Source organism: Streptomyces sp. NPDC002577 (assembly GCF_053594815.1).
The window spans coordinates 477,866-501,694 of record NZ_JBSFWK010000001.1 but is presented as its reverse complement, the minus strand read 5'-3'; the positions used below and the strand labels follow the sequence as shown (position 1 = coordinate 501,694).

Below are 23,829 nucleotides of genomic sequence, written 5' to 3'. Positions count from 1 at the left end.
ACGGAACGAGCCCGGCCCGCCCCGTCAGGCCGAGGCGCGTACCCGTAGTGCCCTTGCCAAGTCGTCCAGTTGGTCGGCCAGGCGGCGGTGTAGGGACGGGATCGGGTTGGCTTCGCGGAGGCATTGTTCGCCGAGGCTGAGGGTTTCGGTGTCGACGGCGTACACGGGGAAGGCGTAGCGGCCGGCGGCGTCGGCGATGGCGGGGCCGCGTCGTTCGGCGACGGCGACCGCGTCGGTGTAGTAGCGCGGGACGTACTCGCGTACGAGGGCGGCCTGTTCGGGTTGCCAGAAGCCCTGGGCCGTTGCGGTGAACAGGTAGTTGGAGAGGTGGTCGGCGGCGAACATCTCGTCCCACGCCTTGCGCTTGGTCTCGGGGTCGGGCAGGGCGGCGCGGCAGCGGGCGGCGCCTTCCTGGCCGGTGGCGCTGGGGTCCTGGACGAGTTCGGCCTCGATGACGGCGTCGTCGATGGCGCCGAGGACGGCGAGGCGGCCGAGGATGCGCCAGCGCAGTTCGGGGTCGAGTTCGGGTCCGCCGGGGACGGTGCCTTCGGAGAGCCAGGCGGTGATGGTGTCGGGCCGGGTTGCGGTGTCGATGCGGTGGCGTACGGCGGTGAGGCGGAGGCCGGGGTTGTCGCCGTCCTCGGTGCGGCGGATGAGGTCGCGGCAGAGGTCGTTGAGGCCGGCGAGGGCGTCGGGCCGGTCCTCGTCGGCGACGTAGCGGCCGGCGACCTGGCTGGTGACGAAGGTGAGGACGCCCTGGACGATGGCGAGGTCGGTCTCGTGCGGGAGGTGGGTGCGGGCGGCCTTGAGGTAGTCGGCGGGCGGCAGTTCGCCGTCGCGGACGGCGTCGCGCAGGGCGTTCCACACGACGGCGCGGGTGAGGGGCTCGGGGATGCCGGAGAGGGTTTCCTGGACGGTGGTGAAGGACCGGTCGTCGAAGCGGATCTTGGCGTAGCTCAGGTCGCCGTCGTTGAGGACGATGAGTGCGGGCCGGTTGCCGATGGGGCGGGCGGTTCCGTTGTTCGGTACGTCGAGTTCGAAGCGTTCGCGCAGGGTGAGCCGGCCGGTTTCGGTGAGGTCCTGGTCGTAGAGGCCGACGGAGATGCGGTGGGGGCGGCTGCCGTGGTGGTCGACGGTCAGGGTGTGGCTGGTGTTCTGGCCGGCGATGCGGGGCAGGAGGGTGTCGACGCCGGTGGTGCGCAGCCAGGCGTCGGCCCAGGCGTGGACGTCGCGTTCGGTGGAGTCGGCGAGGGAGTCGATGAAGTCGGCGAGTGTGGCGTTGGCGAACTTGTGGCGGGCGAAGTGAGTGTTGATGCCGGCGAGGAAGTCCTTCTCGCCGAGCCAGGCGACGAGCTGGCGCAGTGCCGAGGCGCCCTTGGCGTAGGAGATGCCGTCGAAGTTGAGGAGCGCGGAGGCGGTGTCCTCGACGGCTTCGGGGGCGACGGGGTGCGTGGAGGGCCGCTGGTCGGCGTCGTAGCCCCAGGCCTTGCGGGCGACGCCGAAGTCGACCCAGGTGTCGCTGAAGCGGGTGGCTTCGGTGAGGGTCTGGTAGCCCATGTACTCGGCGAAGGACTCGTTCAGCCAGATGTCGTCCCACCACTTGAGGGTGACGAGGTCGCCGAACCACATGTGGGCCATCTCGTGGGCGATGACCATGGCGCGGGTCTGGCGTTCGGTGTCGGTGACGGCGGAGCGGTAGACGAATTCGTCGCGGAAGGTGACGAGGCCGGGGTTCTCCATGGCGCCCGCGTTGAACTCGGGGACGAACGCCTGGTCGTAGGAGTCGAAGGGGTAGGGCTCGTCGAACTTCTCGTGGTAACGGTCGAAGCACGCGCGCGTGACGTCGAGGATCTCGTCGGCATCGGCGTCGAGGTGGGGGGCGAGGGAGCGGCGGCAGTGGAGGGCGAAGGGCAGGCCGCGGTGCTCGGTGCGTACGGAGTGCCAGGGGCCGGCGGCGACGGCGACGAGGTAGGTGGAGATGAGGGGGGTCGTCGCGGCCTTCCAGACACCGTCGCCGGTGTGTTCGGTGACGGTGTTGGTGAGGACGGTCCAGCCGTCGGGTGCGGTGACGGTCAGTTCGAAGACGGCCTTGAGGTCGGGCTGGTCGAAGGCGGCGAAGACGCGCTGCACGTCCTCCATGAACAGCTGCGTGTAGGTGTAGGTCTCGCCGTCGGTGGGGTCGGTGAAGCGGTGCATGCCCTCGCCGGTGTGCGAGTACCGCATCGAGGCGTCGATCCGCAGCTCGTGTTCGCCGGCGGTGAGGCCGGTGAGCGGGAGGCGGTTGCCGTCGAGGGTCGCGGGGTCGAGGGGCTGTCCGTCGAGGGTTGCGGAGCGCAGCTGGGCGGGCTTCAGCTCGACGAAGGTGTCCGCGGCTTCGAGGTCCCCACGTACCGTGAAGTGGATGACGGTGAGGGAGTCGAAGGTCTCCTCGCCCCGGGTCAGGTCGAGGTCGATGGTGTATCGCCGGACGTCGAGGAGCTCGGCTCGGGTCTGCGCTTCGGCGCGCGTCAGTACGGACATGGGGGCCATGCTGCCTGATGGCCGGGGCGGGGCGACAGGGGCTCTCTCCCCGGGCCGGCCCCCGCGGGGACGGCGCTCGGGGGCACGGCCATGCCGGGCTGTGCGGGGCTCACGCGACGGTGAGCGCCCTCGTGTGTGCCGTCTGTGACGTTGCTTCTGTCAGGATCCGTCCGCGGCCGCCGAGTCGTTGGCGATGGTCTCGTGGTGGCGGATCACCTCGGCGATGATGAAGTTCAGGAGCTTCTCGGCGAAGGCGGGGTCGAGCTTGGCGCTCTCCGCGAGGCCGCGGAGCCGGGCGATCTGGCTGGCCTCGCGGGCGGGGTCGGCCGGGGGGAGCTGGTGGGCGGCCTTCAGGTGGCCGACCTGCTGGGTGCACTTGAAGCGCTCGGCGAGCATGTGGACGACGGCCGCGTCGATGTTGTCGATGCTGTCGCGCAGCCGGGACAACTCGGCGCGGACGGCGGGGTCGACGTCGCCGGTTGTGCCGGGCCCGTTCGGCGTACCGGACTCGTTGATGTTGCTGGTGGTCATGGGGCGACACCCTACGTGGCCGGTGGGCGGCGGGGTACGGCGCCCGGTGATCAACGGTCGGTGGATGGCTTGCTCGCGTCGGCCGGCGGGGCCTGTCGGCGCCCGTCCCGCTTACAGTGGGGGCAGTGCGGAGAGGTCGCAGTCGCGGAGATCTGTTCAGGCGTCTGAAGGGGGTCCGGACGTGGCGGACGGCGGGCCGGTCGAGCACGGCTATCCGCATCTGGACACGGTGCGGTCGGCCATCACGGCGCTGTACAGAAGGCTCTCGTACCACACCGTCAACAGTTTCGACACCAGTGTCGTCCCGGCCGATGTGGCGTTCTGCGACCAGGACGATCTCCATCTGGGTGTGCAGCGTGTGGCCCGTGAGATCGTGCAGCACTACCGGCTGCCGGACGCCCGCGTGATCGTCAGCTTCCGCGAGATGGAGCATGCGGCGAACGTGGAGCTCGCCGCGGGTCCCGAGTACTTCATCGAGTTGAACGACCGGTTCCGCAGCCATCGCAGGGATATCGGTGCGGCCCTCGCGCACGAGGTGATGCATGTCTACCTGCACCGCCTGGACCTGTCGTTTCCCGGCACCCGCGACAACGAGATCCTGACCGACACCGCCGCGACGTATCTGGGTGCGGGCTGGCTGCTCCTCGACGCCTACCGGGAGGACGGCGCGTCGTCGCAGAAGCTGGGTTATCTGACGCCGGAGGAGTTCGGGTACGTGCTGGCCAAGCGGGCGCTGGTGTTCGGCGAGGACCCGTCGCCGTGGTTCACCAGTGCGCAGGCGTACACGGCGTACACCAAGGGCATGGTGCAGGCCCGCCGTGACGAGCAGCAGCCGCCGCTGACGGCGGCCGGGTGGGCGGGGCGGCGGCGGTATGCGAAGGACCGCCGGTTCGCCCAGGACCACCAGGTGCCGGTGCCTCCGCCGGGCCTGCAGCCGGGGCCGTACTCGTTCGACGGGCGGACGCCGCTGCGGGTGTCGTTCCCGTGTCCGACGTGCCATCAGCGGATCAGGGTGCCGGTGCGGGGGCGGGTACGCGCGCGGTGCGCGCTGTGCCGCACGGTGCTGGAGTGCGACACCTGAGGCCTGTCGTACCGGTTGTGGGCAGCGGAACCCGAGGGTTCCGCTGCCCACAACCGGCAGACGAGGAAACCAGCCCGGGGGCAGGCCGGGGCCGGGCGGCCAGGCGCCCCTCTAGGCCGCCCGCCGTCCCCCGCGAGCTCCGCGCTCAGGGCGGTTCGGGCGCGCTTGGCCCTCCCCCGCACGGCGGCCCTGCTGCCGTCGTTGGGGGGCGGTGCCGCGGGCCTCGCCGTTCCCCGGTTGCCCGCCGTGGGCCGGCGCCGACGACGCCTGCGCCTGGCCCGTGCGCTGCGGCCGGCCCGTGCCGCCTGCCCGCCGTTCGCCGCCCCGTCGCGGCGACCTCTTCGGCTTCGGCTGCTGCACCACCTGCGGAACCTCGATCGTCACCGCGACCCCGGAGGGCTCGCGCGCCCCCGTGATCCGGACCAGTTCCTCGTCGCCGGACCTGATGCTCGCCGTGCGCGGCTGGATGCCCGCGTCCTTCATCAGGCGGCTCATCTCCCGCTTCTGGTCGGGCAGTACGAGGGTGACGACGCTGCCCGACTCGCCGGCCCTGGCGGTACGGCCGCCTCGGTGGAGGTAGTCCTTGTGGTCCGTGGGCGGGTCGACGTTCACGACGAGATCGAGGTCGTCGACGTGGATGCCGCGGGCGGCGACGTTCGTCGCCACCAGGGCGGTGACCTGGCCGTTCTTGAACTGGTCGAGGGTGCGGTTGCGCTGCGGCTGGGAGCGGCCGCCGTGCAGCGGGGCCGCCCGGACGCCGCAGGCCAGCAGCCGTTTGGCGAAGCGGTCGGCGGCGCGCTTGGTGTCCACGAAGAGGATCACCCGGCCGTCCCGGGCCGCGATGCGCGTGGCCACGGCCTTCTTGTCGGTCTCGTCGGCGACGTACAGGACGTGGTGCTCCATCGTGGAGACGGCACCGGCGGACGGGTCGACGGAGTGGACCACGGGATCGGTGAGGAACATCCGCACCAGCCGGTCGATGTTCCTGTCAAGCGTCGCCGAGAACAGCATCCGCTGGCCGTCCGGAGCCACCTGCTCAAGCAACGCCGTGACCTGCGGCAGGAACCCCATGTCGGCCATCTGGTCGGCCTCGTCGAGCACGGTGACCGCCACCTCGCCGAGCCGGCAGTCTCCCCGGTCTATGAGGTCCTTGAGCCGCCCGGGTGTCGCCACGAGCACCTCGGCGCCGCGCCGCAGAGCGCCGGCCTGCTTGGTGATCGACAGTCCGCCGACGACCGTGGTCAGGCGCAGGTTCACGGCGGTGGCGTAGGGGGTGAGGGCGTCTGTGACCTGCTGTGCGAGCTCCCGCGTGGGCACGAGAACCAGGGCGAGCGGGGCCTTCGGCTCGGCACGGCGGCCCGCTGTCCTGGCGAGCAGGGCGAGCCCGAAGGCGAGGGTCTTGCCGGAGCCGGTGCGCCCCCGGCCGAGTACGTCCCGGCCCGCGAGGGAGTTCGGCAGCGTGGCGGCCTGGATCGGGAAGGGCTCGACCACACCCTGGGCCTCGAGGGTCTTCTGCAGGGCGGCGGGCATGTCCAGCTCGGCGAACGCCCCGACAGCGGGCAGCGCGGGGGTGGTGCCGCTCGGCATCGTGAATTCCTGGGGCGGCGCGGACCGGCGGGCGGGAATCTTCCCGGACCTCTTCGCCGGATTTCCGGACTTCGGGGACTTCACAGACTTTGCGGAGTTCGCCGACTTCGCGGAGTTCCCGGAATTCGAGGACCTCGCGGACTCCGCGGAGTCTGCCGAGCCGGCCGGCGCCTTGGTGCGGGAGGCCGCGGGGCGTCGGCGGGCGGGACGCGCGGGCCGTTCCGAGCTGGGGCGGGTCATGTGGCTTTCCCTTCCTGGGGACAGCAGAAGCCGGGGCCCGCACCATGCAGGTGCGGGCCCCGGCTGCGACATTCGGGTCGCCGGGTCAGGCCGGGAGGATGTTCTCCGCCTGCGGGCCCTTGCGGCCCTGCACGACGTCGAACGTCACCTTCTGGCCCTCCTGGAGCTCACGGAAGCCCTGGGTGGCGATGTTGGAGTAGTGGGCGAAGACGTCGGCGCCGCCGCCGTCCTGCTCGATGAAGCCGAAGCCCTTTTCCGAGTTGAACCACTTCACGGTTCCAGTGGCCATTTTTCTGTCTCCCTAACGGGTGTGCTCCGGAAATCCGCGACCTGCGAATTTCCTCGTCGCCGCGCAATGAGCCCGTGCCGGAAATACCGGAAAAACAAAATGCGCCCGACGATCATTCCGTCAGGCGCACACGAAGTTCATGGGTACCAAAACCGCAACCACGCAACCGTAGCACGTCCGGGCCGCGCTACCGCGAATTACGGCCGACGGCACGGTGGGACCGGGTCCCTCAGCGCACGAGGCCCTGCGCCCTGGCGGCCGCCAGCCACGCCGGGAACTCCCCGACCAGCCGGTCGTACAGCTCCTCGTCCGAGACCTGCCGCGGGTCGGAACCGGCGTGGAAGAAGCCCGCGTTGTCGATCGGCCGCTTGTGCGGCACGGCCAGTTCGTCGAGTTTGCGCAGGAATTCGAACTGCTTGCTGCCCGGGTCGCCGAAGCCGATGAACTGCCAGAACATCGGCAGTTTCGCCGCCTTGCACAGATAGCGCTCCGCCGCGAGCTTGTTGATCGGGCCGCCGTCGGTCTGGAAGACGACGAGTGCGGGGGCGGTCGCGCCGCTGTCGAGGTAGTGGTCGATGACGGCGTCCATCGCCAGGTGGTAGCTGGTCTTGCCCATGTGGCCGAGGCCGGCCACGATCTCGTCGATCCGCCCGCGGTGTGCCTCGAGACCGATGTCCGTCACAGCGTCGATGTCGGTGGAGAAGAAGACGGTGGGGACGCGCCCGTCGTCGTCCAGATGCGAGGACAGGCCGAGGACCCGGTCGGCAAGCGCCTGGACGCTGCCGTCCTTGTAGTACGGCTTCATCGAGCCGGAGTAGTCGACGACGAGGTAGACCGCCGCCCGCGCACCGCTCAGCCCGTGCTTCTGCAGGGAGACGCCCGCGTTCTTGTAGAGGCTGACGAGTGCGGGAGCGGTCTGCTCCATCTTGCTGAGGCTGATGGCCGGTCCGGTCGTGGTGGTGGACATGCCTGTGCCGGCCATACGGCGCTCCGCTCCGTGGGTCGAGTGCGTGGTCGAGTGGATATCAGTGCGTACCGGGGGATGTGCTGCGGGTCGTGCGTGCTGGGATGCCGAGGCTAACCGAGGCCCGACCGCGCCGGAGGCGGAACGATCTCGTCCGGCATCGGGCACCGCCCGGGCAGCGCTCGAGTGCCGGCAGCGCTCGCGTGGCCTGGCACCCCGCGCCGCAGCGGCCGCCCGAGTTCGCTATTTTGATCGCCGCCGTCCCCACCGGCTCTCTGTTCCGTGATGACCCCGCAGTTCCCGAGGAGCCGGCCGTGCAGCCTTCCGTCACCACCTGCTACCGCCACCCGAAGGTCGAGACGTACGTCCGCTGCACCCGCTGTGACCGGTTCATCTGCCCGGACTGCATGCGCGAGGCGGCGGTCGGCCACCAGTGCGTGGAGTGTGTGAAGGAGGGCAACCGGTCCATACGCCAGGCCCGTACGGTCTTCGGCGGGCGGATCTCGGCCGTCCCCGTCGTCACGTACACGCTCATCGCGCTCAACGTGCTGGCGTACCTGGGCGAGCTGGTGCGGCCCGCGCTCGTCGACCGGTTCGCGATGCTCGGCGCCGGGCTGATCGGCCCGGACGGTGGCCACTACCTCTACCAGGACACGTATCCCGCGGAGTTCCACGCCGAAGGCGTCATCGACGGCGAGTGGTACCGGCTGATCACCGGGGCGTTCCTGCATCTGCCGCCCACGCAGGGCACGTTCGGCATCCTCCACATCGTCCTCAACATGCTGTCGCTGTGGAACATCGGCCGTGCGGTGGAGGGCGGCCTCGGACGCTCCCGCTATCTCGCCCTGTATCTGCTGTCCGCGCTCGGCGGTTCGGTGCTCGTGCTGCTGATCGCTCCCGACCAGTCCGCGGTCGGCGCGTCCGGGGCGATCTTCGGGCTGGCCGCCGCGTACTACGTGATGAGCCGCCGCATCGGAGCGGACATGCACGCCGTCAACCGCTTCATCGCGGGCTTCCTGATCTGGATGGTGATCTCGGCGTCGGTCACCTCGTGGCAGGGCCACCTGGGCGGACTGCTCGCGGGCGGCGCGGTCACGATCGCCTACGCGTACGCGCCGCGCAACCGCCAGACCCTGGTGCAGGCGGCCGGAGCGGCCGGCGTGCTGGTGCTGCTGCTCGCGCTGGCGGTGCTGAAGGTGTCGGAGCTGACGGGCGGGGGCGGCGCGGTCTGAGGCCGCCCGTACCCTGTGCCGTTATGAAGCGTGCTGGCTGCCTCTTTCTCGCTGTCGCCCCCGTGGCCACGGCGGTGGTATTCCTCTTCGGGACCGGCTCCGGATCGGGGGACTCGCAGGACGACAAGGGCCCCGGGGTCTCCGCTTCCCCGAGCAGGGGAGCCGGTACGTCGTCGGCGTCGGAACGGGCGAAGGAGGACGCCCTGATCGCCGAGCTGCCGCCGGGCCTCGCCGCCGCCGGCAAGAAGGAACTGGCGCAGCAGATCGTGGCGAGCGCCGAGAACTCCACGCTCGACTGGCGCGGGCAGTACGACTACATCGAGGACATCGGCGACCGCCGCGGCTACACGGCGGGCATCATCGGCTTCACCACCGGCACCCACGATCTGCTCACGCTCGTCGAGCGGTACACGAAGTCCCACCCGGACAACGGCCTCGCCCGCTATCTGCCCGCCCTGCGCAAGGTCGACGGCACCGGCTCCCACAAGGGCCTCGACCCCGGATTCCCCGAGGCCTGGGTGAAGGAGGCGCAGAAGGCGGAGTTCCGCAAAGCCCAGGATGCCTTCCGGGACGAGTTCTACTTCGACCCGGCGGTGCGCCTGGCGAAGCTCGACGGGCTCGGCACGCTCGGCCAGTTCATCTACTACGACGCGATGGTGCTGCACGGGCCGGGCACGGAACCGCGTGGCTTCTACGGCCTGCGCGAGGCCGCCATGGCCGAGGCCGACACGCCTGCCGAGGGCGGCAAGGAGAAGGCGTACCTGGACATCTTCCTGGACGTCCGCCGCAAGGCGATGAAGTACAAGAGGCCCGACCGCGACACCTCGCGCATCGACACGGCGCAGCGCCGGTTCCTCTACGACGGCAACCTCGATCTGCACACTCCGCTGGTGTGGCAGGTGTACGGGGAGACGTTCCGGGTGCCGTAGCCTCCACCGGCTCGCCTGGGCTGGTCAGCCCTCCACGACCTCGCCGTCGCCGAGTTCCAGTACGCGGTCGGCGAGGCCCAGCAGCTGGGGGTCGTGCGTGGCGACCAGCGCCGTGACGTCCTCACTGCGGACGACGGCCCGCAGCAGTTCCATCACCGCGAGGCCGGTCTGGGCGTCCAGTTGCCCGGTCGGCTCGTCGGCGAGCAGCAGGGCCGGGCGGTTGGCGAGGGCACGGGCGATGGCGACACGCTGCTGCTGCCCGCCGGAGAGTTCGGCCGGGCGCTGGGCCGCGTGGTCGGCGAGGCCCACCAGGGCCAGCAGCAGCGCCACCCGCTCCTCGCGTTCGCGGGGGTCGGCCCTGCTCAGCCGCAGCGGCACGCCCACGTTCTCGGCCGCGGTGAGGATGGGGATGAGTCCGAAGGACTGGAAGACGAAGCCGATGCGGTCGCGGCGCAGTTCCAGGAGCTCGTTCTCGCCGAGTGCGGACAGGTCCGTGCCGTCGATGACGATGCGGCCGCTGTCCGGTGAGTCGAGGCCGCCGATGAGATGGAGCAGTGTCGTCTTTCCGGAGCCCGAACGGCCTTTGAGGGCGACCAGCTCGCCGCGCCGGATGTCGAAGGAGGCACCGCGCAGCGCATGCACGGCCACGGCGCCCGTGCCGTACGCATGGTGCAGGTTCTCCACCCGCACCATCGGCTCGCCGGACGGATCGCCCGCGAGGGCGGCACCGGACTGCGTGCTGGGGTTCTCCGTCATCGGTGCATCCCACAGGGAACGAGCCCGAAGCGTCAAGAGCACCTCTGCGGACCTCTGCCGGTGAAGACGTATCCCGGAATGCGGACACCGTGATATGCATGCCGGGTTGACGAGGGGGCGGCTCGGCAATCACATGGGGGGAATGGGTGACGGGCTTCTTACTGCTGCGCGTTCGAGCGCATCGGCTGCTGCTCGCCGCCGCCCTTCTCGCGGTGCTGTTGACCACATCGGTGCTCGCCGCGCTCACCGCGTTCTCCGCTGCCGTCGGGGACGCGGCGTTGCGGAGCACCCTGCGCGGCCGGGCCGCGGCCTCCGCCTCACTCGTCATCAGCGCGGACGTGCCCCGGGGTGGGCGGGACGCGGCCCAGGAGGCAGCGGTCCGCGGTGCGCGGAAGACCTTCGCCGGGCTGCCGGTGACCGTGCGGAAGCTGGAGCGTTCCGGGCCGTACGCGTTGCCTCGGTCCCTGCAGCGCGCCGATGCCCGCGCGGGACAGCCGGATCTGACGCACATGGCCTCCCTGGACCGGTCGCGGATCAGGCTGGTGTCCGGCTCGCTGCCGGGGCCGGCCCCGGCAGCGCGGACCGCTGCCGTGCCCGTGGCGCTGCCCGAAGCCGCCGCCGACCGGCTGGGGTTGCGGCCGGGTGAGCGGATCACGCTCACCGACCGGCTGGGCGGCGCGCCCCTGACGGTCCGGGTCACGGGCGTGTACCGGCCGGCCGACAGCAGCGATCCGTACTGGCAGCTGGACGCGCTCGCCGGCCGCGGGGTGCGCACCGTGCTCTTCACCACGTACGGACCGCTGCTCGCCGACCCGTCCGTGCTCGCCTCCGGCCGCACCTCCGCGGGCAGCACCGGGTGGGTGGCGACCGCCGACTACCGGACCGTCACCACCGGCGGGATGGGTGCGCTGCGCGAGGCGGCCGTGCGCGGGCCCGAAGTGCTGCGCAAGGACCCGGCGTTCGGTGACGGCGTCACGGTGCAGACGGCGCTGCCCGCCGTACTCGACAGGACCGGGCGTGCGCTGCTCGTGTCCCGGTCGACGCTGATGATCGTCTCCGTGCAGCTGGTGCTGCTCGCCGGGTACGCGCTGCTGCTGGTGGCCCGGCTGCTCGACACCGATCGGGCGGGCGAGACCGATCTGCTGAGGGCGCGGGGCGGTTCGCGCCGCCGCATCGCGGGCCTCGCGGCGCTGGAGGCGCTGCTGCTGGCCGTGCCGGCCGCGGCCTGTGCCGCGCTGCTGTCAGGCCCGCTGGTGCGGCTGCTGGCGCGGTGGTCGTCGCTGGACGGGATCGGGTCCCGGCTCGGGGACGCTCCCGCGAGCCGGGTCTGGCTGGTCGCGGCCGGGGTCGCGGTGTGCTGCGCGGCGGCGGTCGTCGCGCCCGCGCTGGCCGCGACGGCGGGTGGGCCGCTGCAGCTGCGGCGCGTGCGTGCCGCGATGACGGCCGTGCCCGTGCGCGCCGGGGCCGATGTCGGGCTGCTCCTGATCGCGGCGGTGGCGTACTGGCGACTCGCCGGGCAGACCGGCTCGTTCGGCGGCGGCGCGCTCAGCCGCGACCGTGCAGGCGGCCTGGGCATCGATCCGCTGCTGGTCGCGGCACCGGCGCTGGCGCTGCTGGCCGGTGCGGTACTGACGCTGCGTCTGCTGCCGCTCGCGGCGCGCCTCGCGGAGCGGCGGGCCGCGAGCGGACGGGGGCTTCCGGCGGCGCTGGCGGGCTGGCAGTTCAGCCGGCGTCCGCTGCGCGGTGCGGCGCCGGTGCTGCTGCTGGTCCTCGCCGTGGCGACGGGCATGGCGGCCATCGGGCAGAGCGCGTCGTGGAGCCGGTCGCAGGGCGACCAGGCGGACTTCGGGACAGGCGCCTCCGTACGCGTGGTGGACAGCCGGCCGGGCGGCCCGGGCCAGGCCGGTCTTTACGCCTCGCTGCCCGGCGTACGGGATGCGGCGCCCGCGTACCGCACCACAGCGGACCTCTCCGACGGCCGTACGGCGACGGTTCTCGCGCTGGACACGGCGCACGCCCGCGAAGGGATGCTGATGCGCGGCGATCTCGCCGACGAGCCGGTACAGCGGCTGCTGCGGGCGCTCGCGCCCCATGAGGAGGCGAAGCGGCCCGCGTTGCTGCTGCCCGACGGCACCCGGCGGCTCGCGGCCGATGTGCGGATCAGCGACGAGGGGTCGAAGACGGGCCGTTCCGGTTCCGGGGTCGCGCCCGTGGTCACCGTCGTCGTCGAGGACCGTTACGGCATCGCGTACCGGCTGGGCGCCGGGAAGATCCCCGTCGACGGCCGGGTCCACCGGATCACCGTCGACCTCGACGTGTCCACGTCGGGCAGTCGTGCCGCGCCCGCCGGGCCGCTGCGTGTGACGGGGCTGCAGGCCGACGGCACGGCACCGGCCGGGAAGTCCGAGCAGCACCGGCTCACCGTCGAGGAGTTGCTGGCCGCGGGCTCCGCGGGGGACGCCCGTCCGGTCGCGGTGCCTGCCGGGGTGCGCTGGCAGGGCAGCAGGACGGAGACCGGCGACGGGGAGGTGCGCCCGCCGACGGCCCTGAGTCCGGCCGCGTCGAAGGCGGCGCCGCTGACGGTCTCGTACGCGACGGGCGGCGGGCACGGGAGCGACGGGTCGCCCTCCGGTCCGCCGTCGTTCACTGTGCGCGTCGATGTGGCACGGGCCGCTTCTCCTGGGCGGATCGCGGCCGTCGCCACACAGGACTTTCTGCGCGCGGCAGGGGCCGAGCGCGGCTCGAGCCTCGACGTGACGGTGGCAACCGGGGAACAACTGCCGGTGACGATCGTGCGGTCGGTCAGGGAGCTGCCGACGACCGGAGCGGGAGCAGGAGACGAGGCGGGTACTGGAGACGGGGCGGGAGCCGGCGGTGGAGCCGGGGCCTCTGACGAGGGTGGTCAGGACGGGGGTGCGCTGCTGCTCGATCTGCGAGCCGTCAACGCGGTGCTGGCCCACCGCGCCAGCACTCCCCTTACGCCCGACGAGTGGTGGCTGAGCACCGCACCCGGCAGGGCCGCGGACGTCGCGGCCACGCTGCGGGCCCGCCCGGACAACGACCCGGACCAGGTGCTCGTACGTGACGAGGCCGCAGCCGAGCTGTTGGGCGACCCGCTCGGCGCCGGGCCGCGTGCGGCGCTGATGGCGGTGGCGGTGGCCGCCGCGGCCCTGGCCGCCGGGGGCTTCGCGGTGAGCGCCGCCGGTTCGCGGCGGGAGCGGTCAGCGGAGTTCGCCGTTCTGCGTGCCCTGGGCGCGGCCCGCCGGGACCTCGCCAGGATGCTCGCCGTGGAGCAGAGCCTGCTGATCGGGGTCGGTCTGCTCGCCGGTCTCGGTCTCGGGACCGCCCTGACGCGGGCCGTCGTCCCGTTGATCGTGCTGACGCCGGAGGCGGCCCGGCCGGTCCCCCACGTCCTCGTCGAACTCCCGCTCTCCCATGTGGCCCTGCTCCTCGGGGGCGTCGCGGCGCTGCCCCTGCTGATCACCGTCGCGTCGGCGGCCCGCCGCGCCGACCCCGCGGTCGCGCTCCGCCACCAGGGGGACAGCTGAGATGAGCATGGCGCCCGAGCGCGAGAAGCGCCCTCAGCGGGCAGAGCGCAGTGTCGCGCCGTGGGTGCGGACACGCTTGCGGACGGCCCCCGGTACGGCCGTCGCCTTCGGTGTTCTCGTGCTGGTCACGGCGTTCCTCGCGGCCGTACTGCCACGGGCCGTCGACGCGTACGAGAGCGAAGGGCTGCGCCGGGACATCGCCGGCGCGGCCCCGGCCTCCACCGTGCTGGAGCTGAGCACACCGCAGCCGGGTCTTGAGATCGCGCAGCCCGCCAGGGAGGAGGCGATGCGGCCCGAAGCGCTCGCGGCCGTCCACCGCAAGGCGCTCGGCCGGCTTCCCGGACCGCTGCGCGCGAACACCGCGGAGTCGGCCTACGGGGTGCGGACCTCCGAAAGCCTCGTCGGTCTCGACTCATGGCTGCCCAGCCTCAATGCACCGCCCCGGTTCACGCTGGCCGCGCAGTCGGACCTCGCAGGACACGCGACCGTACGCAAGGGGCGGTTGCCGACCGCCGCCGGAGCCGTGACGGAGGGCACCAGAGAGGTGGAGGCCGCCGCGACCGCGGAGACCGCCCGGGTCATGCGGCTGCGAGTCGGTTCCGTCGTCAGCCTGGGCGGCTTCCCGGACCGGCCGCTGGCCGTACGGATCACCGGGATCGTCGATCCCCGGCGCCCGCAGGGCGGCTACTGGTCCGCTGAACCGGTCCTGCGCACCCCGGGCATGGCCGCCCTGCCGTCCAGCACGCCGCAGTTCTACTGGCAGGCGGGCCTCCTGCTGGCGCCCGGCGCCGCCCCCGCGCTCCTCGGCAGCCAGGGAAAGCCCGAGCGGTATTGGCGGTTCGCGCCCGCCACCGGACAGCTCACAGCGCAGGACGCCCCGGCGCTCGTCGACCGCGTCGCGTCCCTCGAAGGCGGGCCGGGGTTGTTGACGATGCGTCGGATCGCGGGTGCCACCGCGTCGTTCAGCACCGGCCTGGAGACGGTCGTCGGCTCGTACACGACGACCCGTGAGGCGATCACGCCGATCGTCGCGGTCGCGGCGTTCGGGCTCGGAGCGGTCGGCGCGGTCGTCCTGGTCATGACCGGCGGGCTGATCGCGGCCCGTCGCGCCGCCGAACTCGCCCTGCTGCGCGCGCGGGGCGGCTCCCTGCGCGGCATCGCAGGACGGCTCCTCGCCGAGACCGCGGTGGTGGCGCTGCCCGCGGCCGCCTGCGGTCTGCTGCTCGCCGTACTCGCCGTGAACGAGGCTCGCCTGCTGCCCGCGGTGCTCGGCGCGGCCGCCGTCGCGCTTCTCGCCTGCATCGCGCTGCCAGTGCGTGCGGTCGTGGCACACCGCAGTCCGCGGGCGCACGGGGAACGCGACGATCTCGCGCTCGCCAGGCCGGGCAGAAGCCGCACGGTCGCCGAACTCACCGCGCTGGTCCTGGCCGTCGGCTCGGTCCTGGCGCTGCGCCGGAGCGGCGCGGCGGGCGCGGGGGACCTTCTGGTGAGCGCTGCTCCGGTCCTGGTGGGGCTGATCGCGGCGCTGGTGCTCGTACGGCTGTATCCGCTGCCGCTGCGGTGGGCCGCCCGCCCGGCCGTCCGGTTGCGCGGGGCGGTCGGTTTTCTGGCGCTGGCCCGCGCGGGCCGCTCCCCCGCGACGGGCACAGTGCTGCCGTTGCTCGCCCTGCTGATGGCCCTGGCGACAGCGGCGTTCGGCGGTTCCGTCCTCACCGGCGTGGCGGACGCCCGGGACCGGGCCGCACTGCTGGCGACGGGTGCGGACGCACGGATCTCCAGCAGGGGCGACGCGGTGCCGCTCCCGGACGGAGTGGAGAAGGCGGTACGGGCAGTCGCGGGCGTACGGCAGGTGACGGCCGTGCGGATCGAACGCACCGCGGACGTCTCGTCGTCCGGCGAGACCGGCTCCGGGTCGGAGGAGTCACTGACGCTCATCGCGGTCGAGCCGGATTCGTACGCACGGCTGGCCCGGCAACTCGGTCTCGGGGCCTTTCCGGCCGACGCGTTGAAGAGGACGGGTGGCGTGCTGGACGCCGTGGCCTCACCCGGCGTCGCGGAGCGGCTCGGCCGCGCGCCGCGCCGGATCACGTCCTCGGCCGGTGATGTCACGGTGCGGATCTCCGCCGTGCGGTCCCGTACCCCGGCCGCCCCCGGCACCGGATTCCTGCTGGTCGACGCCGCGGGCCTGGAGCATTCCGAGCCGACGACACTGCTGGCCGCCGGCGGGTCGCTCGACGCACGGGCGCTGCGGGCGGCCGTGCGCGGCGCCGGGAAAGGCCTTGACGTGACGCTGCGCAGCGAGGAACGGGCGGCGCTCTCCGACTCGCCGCTGCAGTCGGGCGCCGGGCGGGTCTACGCCACCGCCGTCGCGGCCGGTGCGGGTTACGCCGTGCTCGCGCTGCTGCTGTCCTTCCTCCAGTCCGCGCCGGAACGGGCCGCGTTGCTGGCCCGGCTTCGCACCCTGGGCCTTGCCAGCCGGCAGGGCCGCCGGCTGGTCGGCCTGGAGGCGCTGCCGCAGGCGCTGCTCGCGGCCGGAGGGGGCATGGCCGTCGGCTGGGCTGCTGTCCGGCTGCTCGCGCCCGGCATCGATCTGGACCGTCTCGCCCTGTCCGCCGCACCGGGCCGTGCGGGGTCGGCCGGTGCGTCGCTGCGCACCGACGTGTGGTCGCTGGCGCTGCCATCGGCGGGCATGGTGCTGCTGGTGGTGGCGGTGGCCGCCGTGCAGGCCTGGTGGGCGGGGCGCCGCACACCGGTCACCGAACTCAGGGCAGGAGGCATGCGATGACCCGGACGACGAGCTCGCGGACGACGCTTGCGGAGCTGGAACAGCGGGCGGCGGCCCGCCGCGACGGGCCGTCATACGGGCATGACGCGTTGATCGTCTGCGACCGGCTGGTCCGCATCTTCTCCGGACGCGGGTCGGGGAGCGGCTCCCCGGGAAGGAACGACGCCGCCTCCGGGCTGGAGGTGCAGGCGCTGCAGGGGCTCGATCTCCTGGTCCACGAGGGCGAGTTGATGGCTCTGGTCGGCGCCTCCGGCAGCGGCAAGTCGACCCTGATGAACATCCTCGCGGGCCTGGACGTGCCCACCGCGGGCGCCGCGAGGGTCGCGGGCTGCGATCTGCTCACGATGGACGCGAAGGCCCGGTTGCGCTACCGCCGCGAGGTCGTCGGCTTCGTGTGGCAGCAGACGGCACGCAATCTGCTGCCCTATCTGACGGCGGCGCAGAATGTGGCGCGGCCCATGCAGTTGCGGGGCGGCGGTGGGCGGGGCCGCAGGCGCAAGCGGGCCGAGCGGGCCGAGGAGCTGCTGGCGATGCTCGGTGTCGCGGACTGCCGTGACCGCCGTCCCCAGCAGATGTCCGGCGGCCAGCAGCAGCGCGTCGCGATCGCCGTCGCCCTCGCCAACGCGCCGTCCGTACTCCTCGCCGACGAGCCCACGGGCGAGCTGGACTCCGCGACGGGGCAGCAGGTCTTCGCGGCGTTCCGCCGGGCCAACGAGGAGCTGGGTACGACCGTCGTGATCGTCACGCACGACCAGGCGGTCGCCGGGGAGGTCCGCCGTACGGTCGCGATCCGCGACGGCCGCACGTCGACGGAGGTGCTGCGCCGCACGGAGGTCGACGAGGAGGGCCAGGAGTCGTTGGTGGCGCGGGAGTACGCGATGCTGGACCGGGCCGGGCGGCTTCAGTTGCCCGCCGAGTACACGGCGGCGCTGGGTATGGAGCACCGGGTGATGCTGGAGCTGGAGCCGGACCATATCGGGGTGTGGCCGGATGAGGGCGGGGGGCGGGGCGAGTGAGTACGCCGGACGGGCTGGAAAATCCAGCCCGTCCGGCGTTTGAGGACCGGGGGTCCAGGGGGCGGAGCCCCATGGTTACGGGAAGGGGCGGGGTGGGGGACATCAAAACCCGAACATGCCACGGCGCCCGCCCATCGTCCGGTCGGGGACAGGGGCAGGCGCCGCAGGGTGTTCCGTACGCCTTTGTACGGGACGTCTTATTGACGGGTCGTCAGACCATCAGTGCGCGATCCGTCGGCCGGATCGGCGCAGGCAGGTCGCTCGCTCCCGTCAGGAACCGGTCGACCCCGCGGGCCGCCGAACGGCCCTCCGCGATCGCCCACACGATCAGCGACTGGCCACGGCCCGCGTCACCGGCGACGAAGACACCGGGGACGTTGGTCTGGAACTGGGCGTCGCGGGCGACGTTGCCGCGCTCGTCGAGCTCCAGGCCGAGCTGCTCGACCAGGCCGTTCTCACGGTCGGTACCGGTGAAGCCCATGGCCAGCGTGACCAGCTGCGCGGGGATCTTCCGCTCGGTGCCGGGCTTCTGGGTGAGCTTGCCGTCGACGAACTCGACCTCGATGAGGTGCAGCCACTGGACGTTGCCGTCCTCGTCGCCCTCGAAGTGGGTGGTGGAGACGGAGTAGACCCGCTCGCCGCCCTCCTCGTGCGCGGAGGTGACCTTGTAGAGCATCGGGAAGGTCGGCCAGGGCTGGCTGACCTTGTTCCGCTCGTCGTTCGGGCGGGGCATGATCTCCAGCTGCGTGACGGAGGCCGCGCCCTGGCGGTGGGCGGTACCGACGCAGTCCGCGCCGGTGTCGCCGCCGCCGATGACGACGACGTGCTTGCCCTCGGCCGAGATCGGGGGCGCCACGAAGTCGCCCTCCTGGACCTTGTTGGCCAGGGGCAGGTACTCCATCGCCTGGTAGACGCCCTTGAGCTCGCGGCCGGGGGCCGGCAGGTCGCGGGCGGTGGTGGCGCCGGCGGCGATGACGATCGCGTCGTACCGCTTCTTCAGGTCGGTCGCCGTCAGGTCGCGGCCGATCTCGATGCCGGTGCGGAAGCGGGTGCCCTCCGCGCGCATCTGCTCGATGCGGCGGTTGATGTGGCGCTTCTCCATCTTGAACTCGGGGATGCCGTAGCGGAGCAGACCGCCGATGCGGTCCGCGCGCTCGTACACCGCGACCGTGTGGCCGGCCCGGGTCAGCTGCTGGGCGGCGGCCAGGCCGGCCGGGCCCGAGCCGATCACGGCGACGGTCTTGCCCGACAGGCGCTCGGGGGCCTGCGGCGCGACATCGCCGCTGTCCCACGCCTTGTCGATGATCGAGACCTCGACGTTCTTGATGGTGACGGCCGGCTGGTTGATGCCGAGCACACACGCCGACTCGCACGGAGCGGGGCACAGACGGCCCGTGAACTCCGGGAAGTTGTTCGTGGCGTGCAGGCGCTCGGACGCGGCCTGCCAGTCCTCGCGGTAGGCGTAGTCGTTCCACTCGGGGATCAGGTTCCCGAGCGGGCAGCCGTTGTGGCAGAACGGGATACCGCAGTCCATGCAGCGCGACGCCTGCTTGGAGATGATCGGCAGCAGCGAGCCGGGGACGTAGACCTCGTTCCAGTCCTTCAGGCGCTCGTTCACCGGGCGGGACGTGGCGACCTCACGGCCGTGGTTCAGAAAGCCCTTGGGGTCAGCCATTGATCGCCGCCTCCATCATCTTCTCGGTGATCTCGGACTCGGAGAGCCCGGCTCGCTCGGCGGCGTCCTTGGCGGCGAGCACTGCCTTGTAGGTGCTGGGAATGATCTTGCTGAAGCGGTCCACGGCCGTGTCCCACTCGGCAAGGAGCTTCTCGGCGACGGTCGAACCCGTCTCCTCCTGGTGGCGGCGCACCACATCGTGCAGCCACTGCTTGTCGGCGTCGTCGAGGGCCTCGATGGCGCCGTGGTTGCCGGAGTTGACGTTGCTGCGGTCCAGGTCGATCACGTACGCCATACCGCCGGACATGCCCGCCGCGAAGTTGCGGCCGGTCTCGCCGAGGACCACCGCGCGGCCACCGGTCATGTACTCGCAGCCGTGGTCGCCCACGCCCTCCGAGACGACGGTGGCGCCGGAGTTGCGGACGCAGAACCGCTCGCCCGTACGGCCGCGCAGGAACAGCTCACCGCTGGTCGCGCCGTACGCGATGGTGTTGCCCGCGATCGTCGAGTACTCGGCGAGGTGGTCGGCACCCCGGTCCGGGCGGACGATCACGCGGCCGCCGGACAGGCCCTTGCCGACGTAGTCGTTCGCGTCGCCCTCCAGGCGCAGCGTCACGCCGCGCGGCAGGAACGCACCGAACGACTGGCCCGCGGAGCCGGTGAAGGTGATGTCGATGGTGTCGTCGGGCAGGCCCGCGCCACCGAACTTCTTCGTCACCTCGTGGCCGAGCATGGTGCCGACCGTGCGGTTGATGTTGCGGATCGCGACCTGGGCGCGCACCGGCTGGGCGTCGTTCGCCGAGTCCACGGCGAGCGCGTCGGCGGCGAGCTTGATCAGCTCGTTGTCGAGCGCCTTCTCCAGGCCGTGGTCCTGCGCGATCAGCTGGTGGCGCACCGCGCCCTCGGCCAGCTCGGGCACGTGGAACAGCGGGGCCAGGTCCAGGCCCTGCGCCTTCCAGTGGTCGATGGCGCGCGTGACGTCGAGCGCCTCGGCGTGGCCGACGGCCTCCTCGATGGAGCGGAAGCCCAGCTCGGCGAGGATCTCGCGGACCTCTTCGGCGATGAACTGGAAGAAGTTCACGACGTACTCGGCCTTGCCGGCGAACCGCTCACGCAGGGTCGGGTTCTGCGTGGCGATACCGACCGGGCAGGTGTCCAGGTGGCAGACGCGCATCATGACGCAGCCGGAGACGACGAGCGGCGCGGTCGCGAAACCGAACTCCTCGGCGCCGAGCAGCGCGGCGATGACGACGTCGCGGCCGGTCTTCAGCTGGCCGTCGGTCTGCACGACGATGCGGTCGCGCAGGCCGTTGAGCAGCAGCGTCTGCTGGGTCTCGGCCAGGCCGAGCTCCCAGGGACCACCGGCGTGCTTCAGCGAGGTGAGCGGCGAGGCGCCCGTACCGCCGTCGTGACCGGAGATCAGGACCACGTCCGCGTGCGCCTTGGAGACACCCGCGGCGACCGTGCCGACGCCGACCTCGGACACCAGCTTCACGTGGATGCGGGCGGCCGGGTTGGCGTTCTTGAGGTCGTGGATCAGCTGAGCCAGGTCCTCGATGGAGTAGATGTCGTGGTGCGGCGGCGGCGAGATCAGGCCGACACCCGGCGTCGAGTGACGCGTCTTCGCGACCCACGGGTAGACCTTGTGGCCGGGCAGCTGGCCGCCCTCACCGGGCTTGGCGCCCTGGGCCATCTTGATCTGGATGTCGTCGGCGTTGACCAGGTACTCGGACGTGACACCGAAGCGGCCGGAGGCGACCTGCTTGATGGCGGACCGGCGCGCCGGGTCGTACAGACGGTCGGCGTCCTCGCCGCCCTCACCGGTGTTGGACTTGCCGCCCAACTGGTTCATGGCGATGGCGAGGGTCTCGTGCGCCTCCTTGGAGATGGAGCCGTACGACATGGCGCCGGTGGAGAACCGCTTGACGATCTCGCTGACCGGCTCGACCTCGTCGATGGAGATCGACTGACGGTCCGACGTGAAGCCGAACAGGCCGCGCAGCGTCATGAGCCGCTCGGACTGCTCGTTCACGCGGTCCGTGTACTTCTTGAAGATGTCGTAGCGGCGCGTGCGCGTGGCGTGCTGCAGGCGGAAGACCGTCTCCGGGTCGAACAGGTGCGGCTCGCCCTCGCGGCGCCACTGGTACTCGCCGCCGATCTCCAGCGCGCGGTGCGCCGGGGCGATGCCGGAGGCCGGGTACCCCTTGGCGTGGCGGGCGGCGACCTCGTCGGCGATGACGTCGATGCCGACGCCGCCGATCTTGGTGGCGGTGCCGTTGAAGTACTTCTCGACGAAGGCGTCGTCGAGACCGACGGCCTCGAAGACCTGCGCGCCGCGGTAGGAGGCGACGGTCGAGATGCCCATCTTGGACATGACCTTCAGCACGCCCTTGCCCAGGGCGTAGATCAGGTTGCGGATGGCCTTCTCGGGCTCGATGCCGGGGAGGAACGTTCCCGCCCGGACGAGGTCCTCGACGGACTCCATCGCCAGGTACGGGTTGACGGCCGCGGCACCGAAGCCGATGAGCAGCGCGACGTGGTGCACCTCGCGGACGTCGCCCGCCTCGACCAGCAGGCCCACCTGGGTGCGCTGCTTGGTGCGGATGAGGTGGTGGTGGACGGCCGCGGTGAGCAGCAGCGACGGGATCGGCGCGTGCTCGGCGTCCGAGTGGCGGTCCGAGAGGACGATCAGGCGAGCGCCGTTGTCGATGGCGGCGTCGGCCTCGGCGCAGATCTCCTCGATCCGCGCGGCCAGCGCGTCGCCACCGCCGGAGACCCGGTACAGGCCGGACAGGGTCGCGGCCTTCATGCCCGGCATGTCACCGTCGGCGTTGATGTGGATGAGCTTGGCCAGCTCGTCGTTGTCGATCACCGGGAAGGGCAGGGTGACCGAGCGGCAGGAGGCCGCGGTCGGCTCCAGCAGGTTGCTCGCGGGGCCGAGGGACGAGCGCAGCGAGGTGACGAGCTCCTCGCGGATGGCGTCCAGCGGCGGGTTGGTGACCTGCGCGAACAGCTGCGTGAAGTAGTCGAAGAGCAGCCGCGGGCGCTCGGACAGGGCCGCGATCGGGCTGTCCGTGCCCATGGAGCCGATCGGCTCGGCGCCGGCCTTGGCCATCGGCGCGAGGATGACGCGCAGCTCTTCCTCGGTGTAGCCGAAGGTCTGCTGGCGGCGCGTGACCGAGGCGTGCGTGTGCACGATGTGCTCGCGCTCGGGCAGGTCGGAGAGCTCGATCTCGCCGGCCTCCAGCCACTCCTGGTACGGCTGCTTGGCGGCGAGGGCGGCCTTGATCTCGTCGTCCTCGATGATGCGGTGCTCGGCGGTGTCGACGAGGAACATCTTGCCGGGCTGCAGACGGCCCTTGCGGACGACCTTGGACGGGTCGATGTCGAGGACGCCGACCTCGGAGCCGAGGACGACGAGGCCCTCGTCGGTCACCCAGTAGCGGCCCGGGCGCAGACCGTTGCGGTCGAGGACCGCGCCGACCTGGGTGCCGTCGGTGAAGGTGACGCAGGCCGGGCCGTCCCAGGGCTCCATCAGGGTGGAGTGGTACTGGTAGAAGGCGCGGCGGGCCGGGTCCATCGAGTCGTGGTTCTCCCACGCCTCGGGGATCATCATCAGGACGCTGTGCGGCAGCGAGCGGCCGCCGAGGTGCAGCAGCTCCAGGACCTCGTCGAAGGACGCCGAGTCGGACGCGTCCGGCGTACAGATCGGGAAGATCCGCTCGAGCTCCTTGTCGCCGAACAGGTCGGAGACCAGCTGCGACTCGCGGGCCTGCATCCAGTTGCGGTTGCCCTTGACCGTGTTGATCTCGCCGTTGTGCGCGACGAAGCGGTACGGGTGGGCGAGCGGCCAGCTCGGGAAGGTGTTCGTCGAGAACCGCGAGTGCACGAGCGCGACGGCCGACGCGAAGCGGCGGTCCGACAGGTCCGGGAAGAAGGGCTCGAGCTGGCCGGTGGTCAGCATGCCCTTGTAGACGATGGTGCGGGCGGAGAGCGACGGGAAGTACACACCGGTCTCACGCTCGGCGCGCTTGCGCAGCACGAAGGCCTTGCGGTCGAGGGCGATGCCCGTGGCAGGCACAGCGGCGCCGTCGGTGACGAAGATCTGGCGGAAGGCCGGCATCGTCGAGCGGGCGGTGGCGCCCAGCAGCTCGGGGGCGACGGGGACCTCGCGCCAGCCGAGGACCGTCAGGCCCTCCTCGGCGGCGATGGCCTCGATCTGCGCGACAGCCGCAGTGTCTTCTTGCCCCTCGATCGGCAGGAAGGCGATACCGACCGCGTACGAGCCGGCGGCGGGCAGGTCGAAGTCCACGACCTCACGGAAGAAGGCGTCCGGGACCTGCGACAGGATTCCGGCACCGTCGCCGGAATCGGGCTCGGAGCCGGTGGCGCCGCGGTGCTCCAGGTTCCGCAGAACCGTGAGCGCCTGCTCGACCAGCGTGTGGCTCGCCTCGCCGGTGAGGGTGGCCACGAAGCCGACGCCGCAGGCGTCGCGCTCGTTGCGCGGGTCGTACATACCCTGCGCGGCAGGGCGTGCATCCATGTGCGACCAGGCGGACCCGTTGGTCGCGGAATGCAGGGACGGCTGGCGCGGCGTACGCATCGGCTCTCCCGTCGTCGTCGTGGCATATAGCAGGTGCCGAGGGACGACGTTGGCCCTCTGCAAAATTTCACGC

Annotated in this window: 14 protein-coding genes; 6 read left to right on the top strand and 8 right to left on the bottom strand. The window is 71.9% G+C overall.

Annotation, left to right across the window (positions count from 1 at the left end):
- Positions 1-24: 24 nt before the first annotated feature.
- Positions 25-2,520, bottom strand: coding sequence for an aminopeptidase N (gene pepN, locus ACWD4J_RS02255; protein WP_451393348.1), 2,496 nt, complete (start codon positions 2,518-2,520; stop codon positions 25-27).
- 159 nt (positions 2,521-2,679) lie between these two features.
- Positions 2,680-3,051 carry a chorismate mutase gene (locus ACWD4J_RS02250; RefSeq protein ID WP_451393347.1) on the bottom strand — a complete coding sequence of 124 codons (372 nt, stop codon included), beginning with the start codon at positions 3,049-3,051 and terminating at the stop codon, positions 2,680-2,682.
- Positions 3,052-3,232: 181 nt separating this feature from the next.
- Here ACWD4J_RS02250 and ACWD4J_RS02245 point away from each other — a divergent pair, with 181 nt between their 5' ends.
- Positions 3,233-4,132 carry a hypothetical protein gene (locus ACWD4J_RS02245; RefSeq protein WP_451393346.1) on the top strand — a complete coding sequence of 300 codons (900 nt, stop codon included), beginning with the start codon at positions 3,233-3,235 and terminating at the stop codon, positions 4,130-4,132.
- Positions 4,133-4,243: 111 nt separating this feature from the next.
- Here ACWD4J_RS02245 and ACWD4J_RS02240 read toward each other — a convergent pair whose 3' ends face one another.
- From ACWD4J_RS02240 to ACWD4J_RS02230, 3 genes are all read right to left on the bottom strand, one after another.
- On the bottom strand, positions 4,244-5,959 hold the full coding sequence (locus ACWD4J_RS02240; protein ID WP_451393345.1) for a DEAD/DEAH box helicase: 1,716 nt from the start codon (positions 5,957-5,959) through the stop codon (positions 4,244-4,246).
- 85 nt (positions 5,960-6,044) lie between these two features.
- On the bottom strand, positions 6,045-6,248 hold the full coding sequence (locus ACWD4J_RS02235; protein WP_451393344.1) for a cold-shock protein: 204 nt from the start codon (positions 6,246-6,248) through the stop codon (positions 6,045-6,047).
- 229 nt (positions 6,249-6,477) lie between these two features.
- Positions 6,478-7,230 (bottom strand): vWA domain-containing protein, encoded by a 753-nt coding sequence (locus ACWD4J_RS02230; protein ID WP_451393343.1) that lies wholly within the window; start codon positions 7,228-7,230, stop codon positions 6,478-6,480.
- 296 nt (positions 7,231-7,526) lie between these two features.
- Here ACWD4J_RS02230 and ACWD4J_RS02225 point away from each other — a divergent pair, with 296 nt between their 5' ends.
- Both ACWD4J_RS02225 and ACWD4J_RS02220 read left to right on the top strand, forming a co-directional pair.
- On the top strand, positions 7,527-8,444 hold the full coding sequence (locus ACWD4J_RS02225; protein ID WP_451393342.1) for a rhomboid family intramembrane serine protease: 918 nt from the start codon (positions 7,527-7,529) through the stop codon (positions 8,442-8,444).
- A gap of 23 nt (positions 8,445-8,467) precedes the next feature.
- Positions 8,468-9,373 (top strand): chitosanase, encoded by a 906-nt coding sequence (locus ACWD4J_RS02220; protein WP_451393341.1) that lies wholly within the window; start codon positions 8,468-8,470, stop codon positions 9,371-9,373.
- Between the two features lie 24 nt (positions 9,374-9,397).
- Here ACWD4J_RS02220 and ACWD4J_RS02215 read toward each other — a convergent pair whose 3' ends face one another.
- The gene (locus ACWD4J_RS02215; RefSeq protein ID WP_451393340.1) at positions 9,398-10,129 is read right to left on the bottom strand and encodes an ABC transporter ATP-binding protein; all 732 of its coding nucleotides are present in this window, start codon (positions 10,127-10,129) and stop codon (positions 9,398-9,400) included.
- Positions 10,130-10,275: 146 nt separating this feature from the next.
- On the opposite strand from ACWD4J_RS02215, the gene ACWD4J_RS02210 reads away from it, so the two are divergent.
- The 3 genes from ACWD4J_RS02210 to ACWD4J_RS02200 are packed head-to-tail and all read left to right on the top strand — an operon-like array spanning position 10,276 to position 17,478.
- Complete coding sequence (locus ACWD4J_RS02210; RefSeq protein ID WP_451393339.1) at positions 10,276-13,677, top strand: FtsX-like permease family protein; 3,402 nt, start codon at positions 10,276-10,278, stop codon at positions 13,675-13,677.
- A 7-nt stretch (positions 13,678-13,684) separates the two neighbouring features.
- Complete coding sequence (locus tag ACWD4J_RS02205; RefSeq protein WP_451393610.1) at positions 13,685-16,462, top strand: ABC transporter permease; 2,778 nt, start codon at positions 13,685-13,687, stop codon at positions 16,460-16,462.
- Positions 16,459-17,478, top strand: coding sequence for an ABC transporter ATP-binding protein (locus ACWD4J_RS02200; protein WP_451393338.1), 1,020 nt, complete (start codon positions 16,459-16,461; stop codon positions 17,476-17,478). The genes ACWD4J_RS02205 and ACWD4J_RS02200 overlap by 4 nt, the downstream gene beginning before the upstream one ends.
- 211 nt (positions 17,479-17,689) lie before the next feature.
- On the opposite strand, the gene ACWD4J_RS02195 is transcribed toward ACWD4J_RS02200, so the two are convergent.
- Positions 17,690-19,153, bottom strand: coding sequence for a glutamate synthase subunit beta (locus ACWD4J_RS02195; RefSeq protein ID WP_451393337.1), 1,464 nt, complete (start codon positions 19,151-19,153; stop codon positions 17,690-17,692).
- Positions 19,146-23,756: a glutamate synthase large subunit gene (gene gltB, locus ACWD4J_RS02190; protein WP_451393336.1), complete on the bottom strand. Its 4,611-nt coding sequence runs from the start codon at positions 23,754-23,756 to the stop codon at positions 19,146-19,148. Before gltB ends, ACWD4J_RS02195 begins: the two co-directional genes overlap by 8 nt.
- Positions 23,757-23,829: the final 73 nt, after the last annotated feature.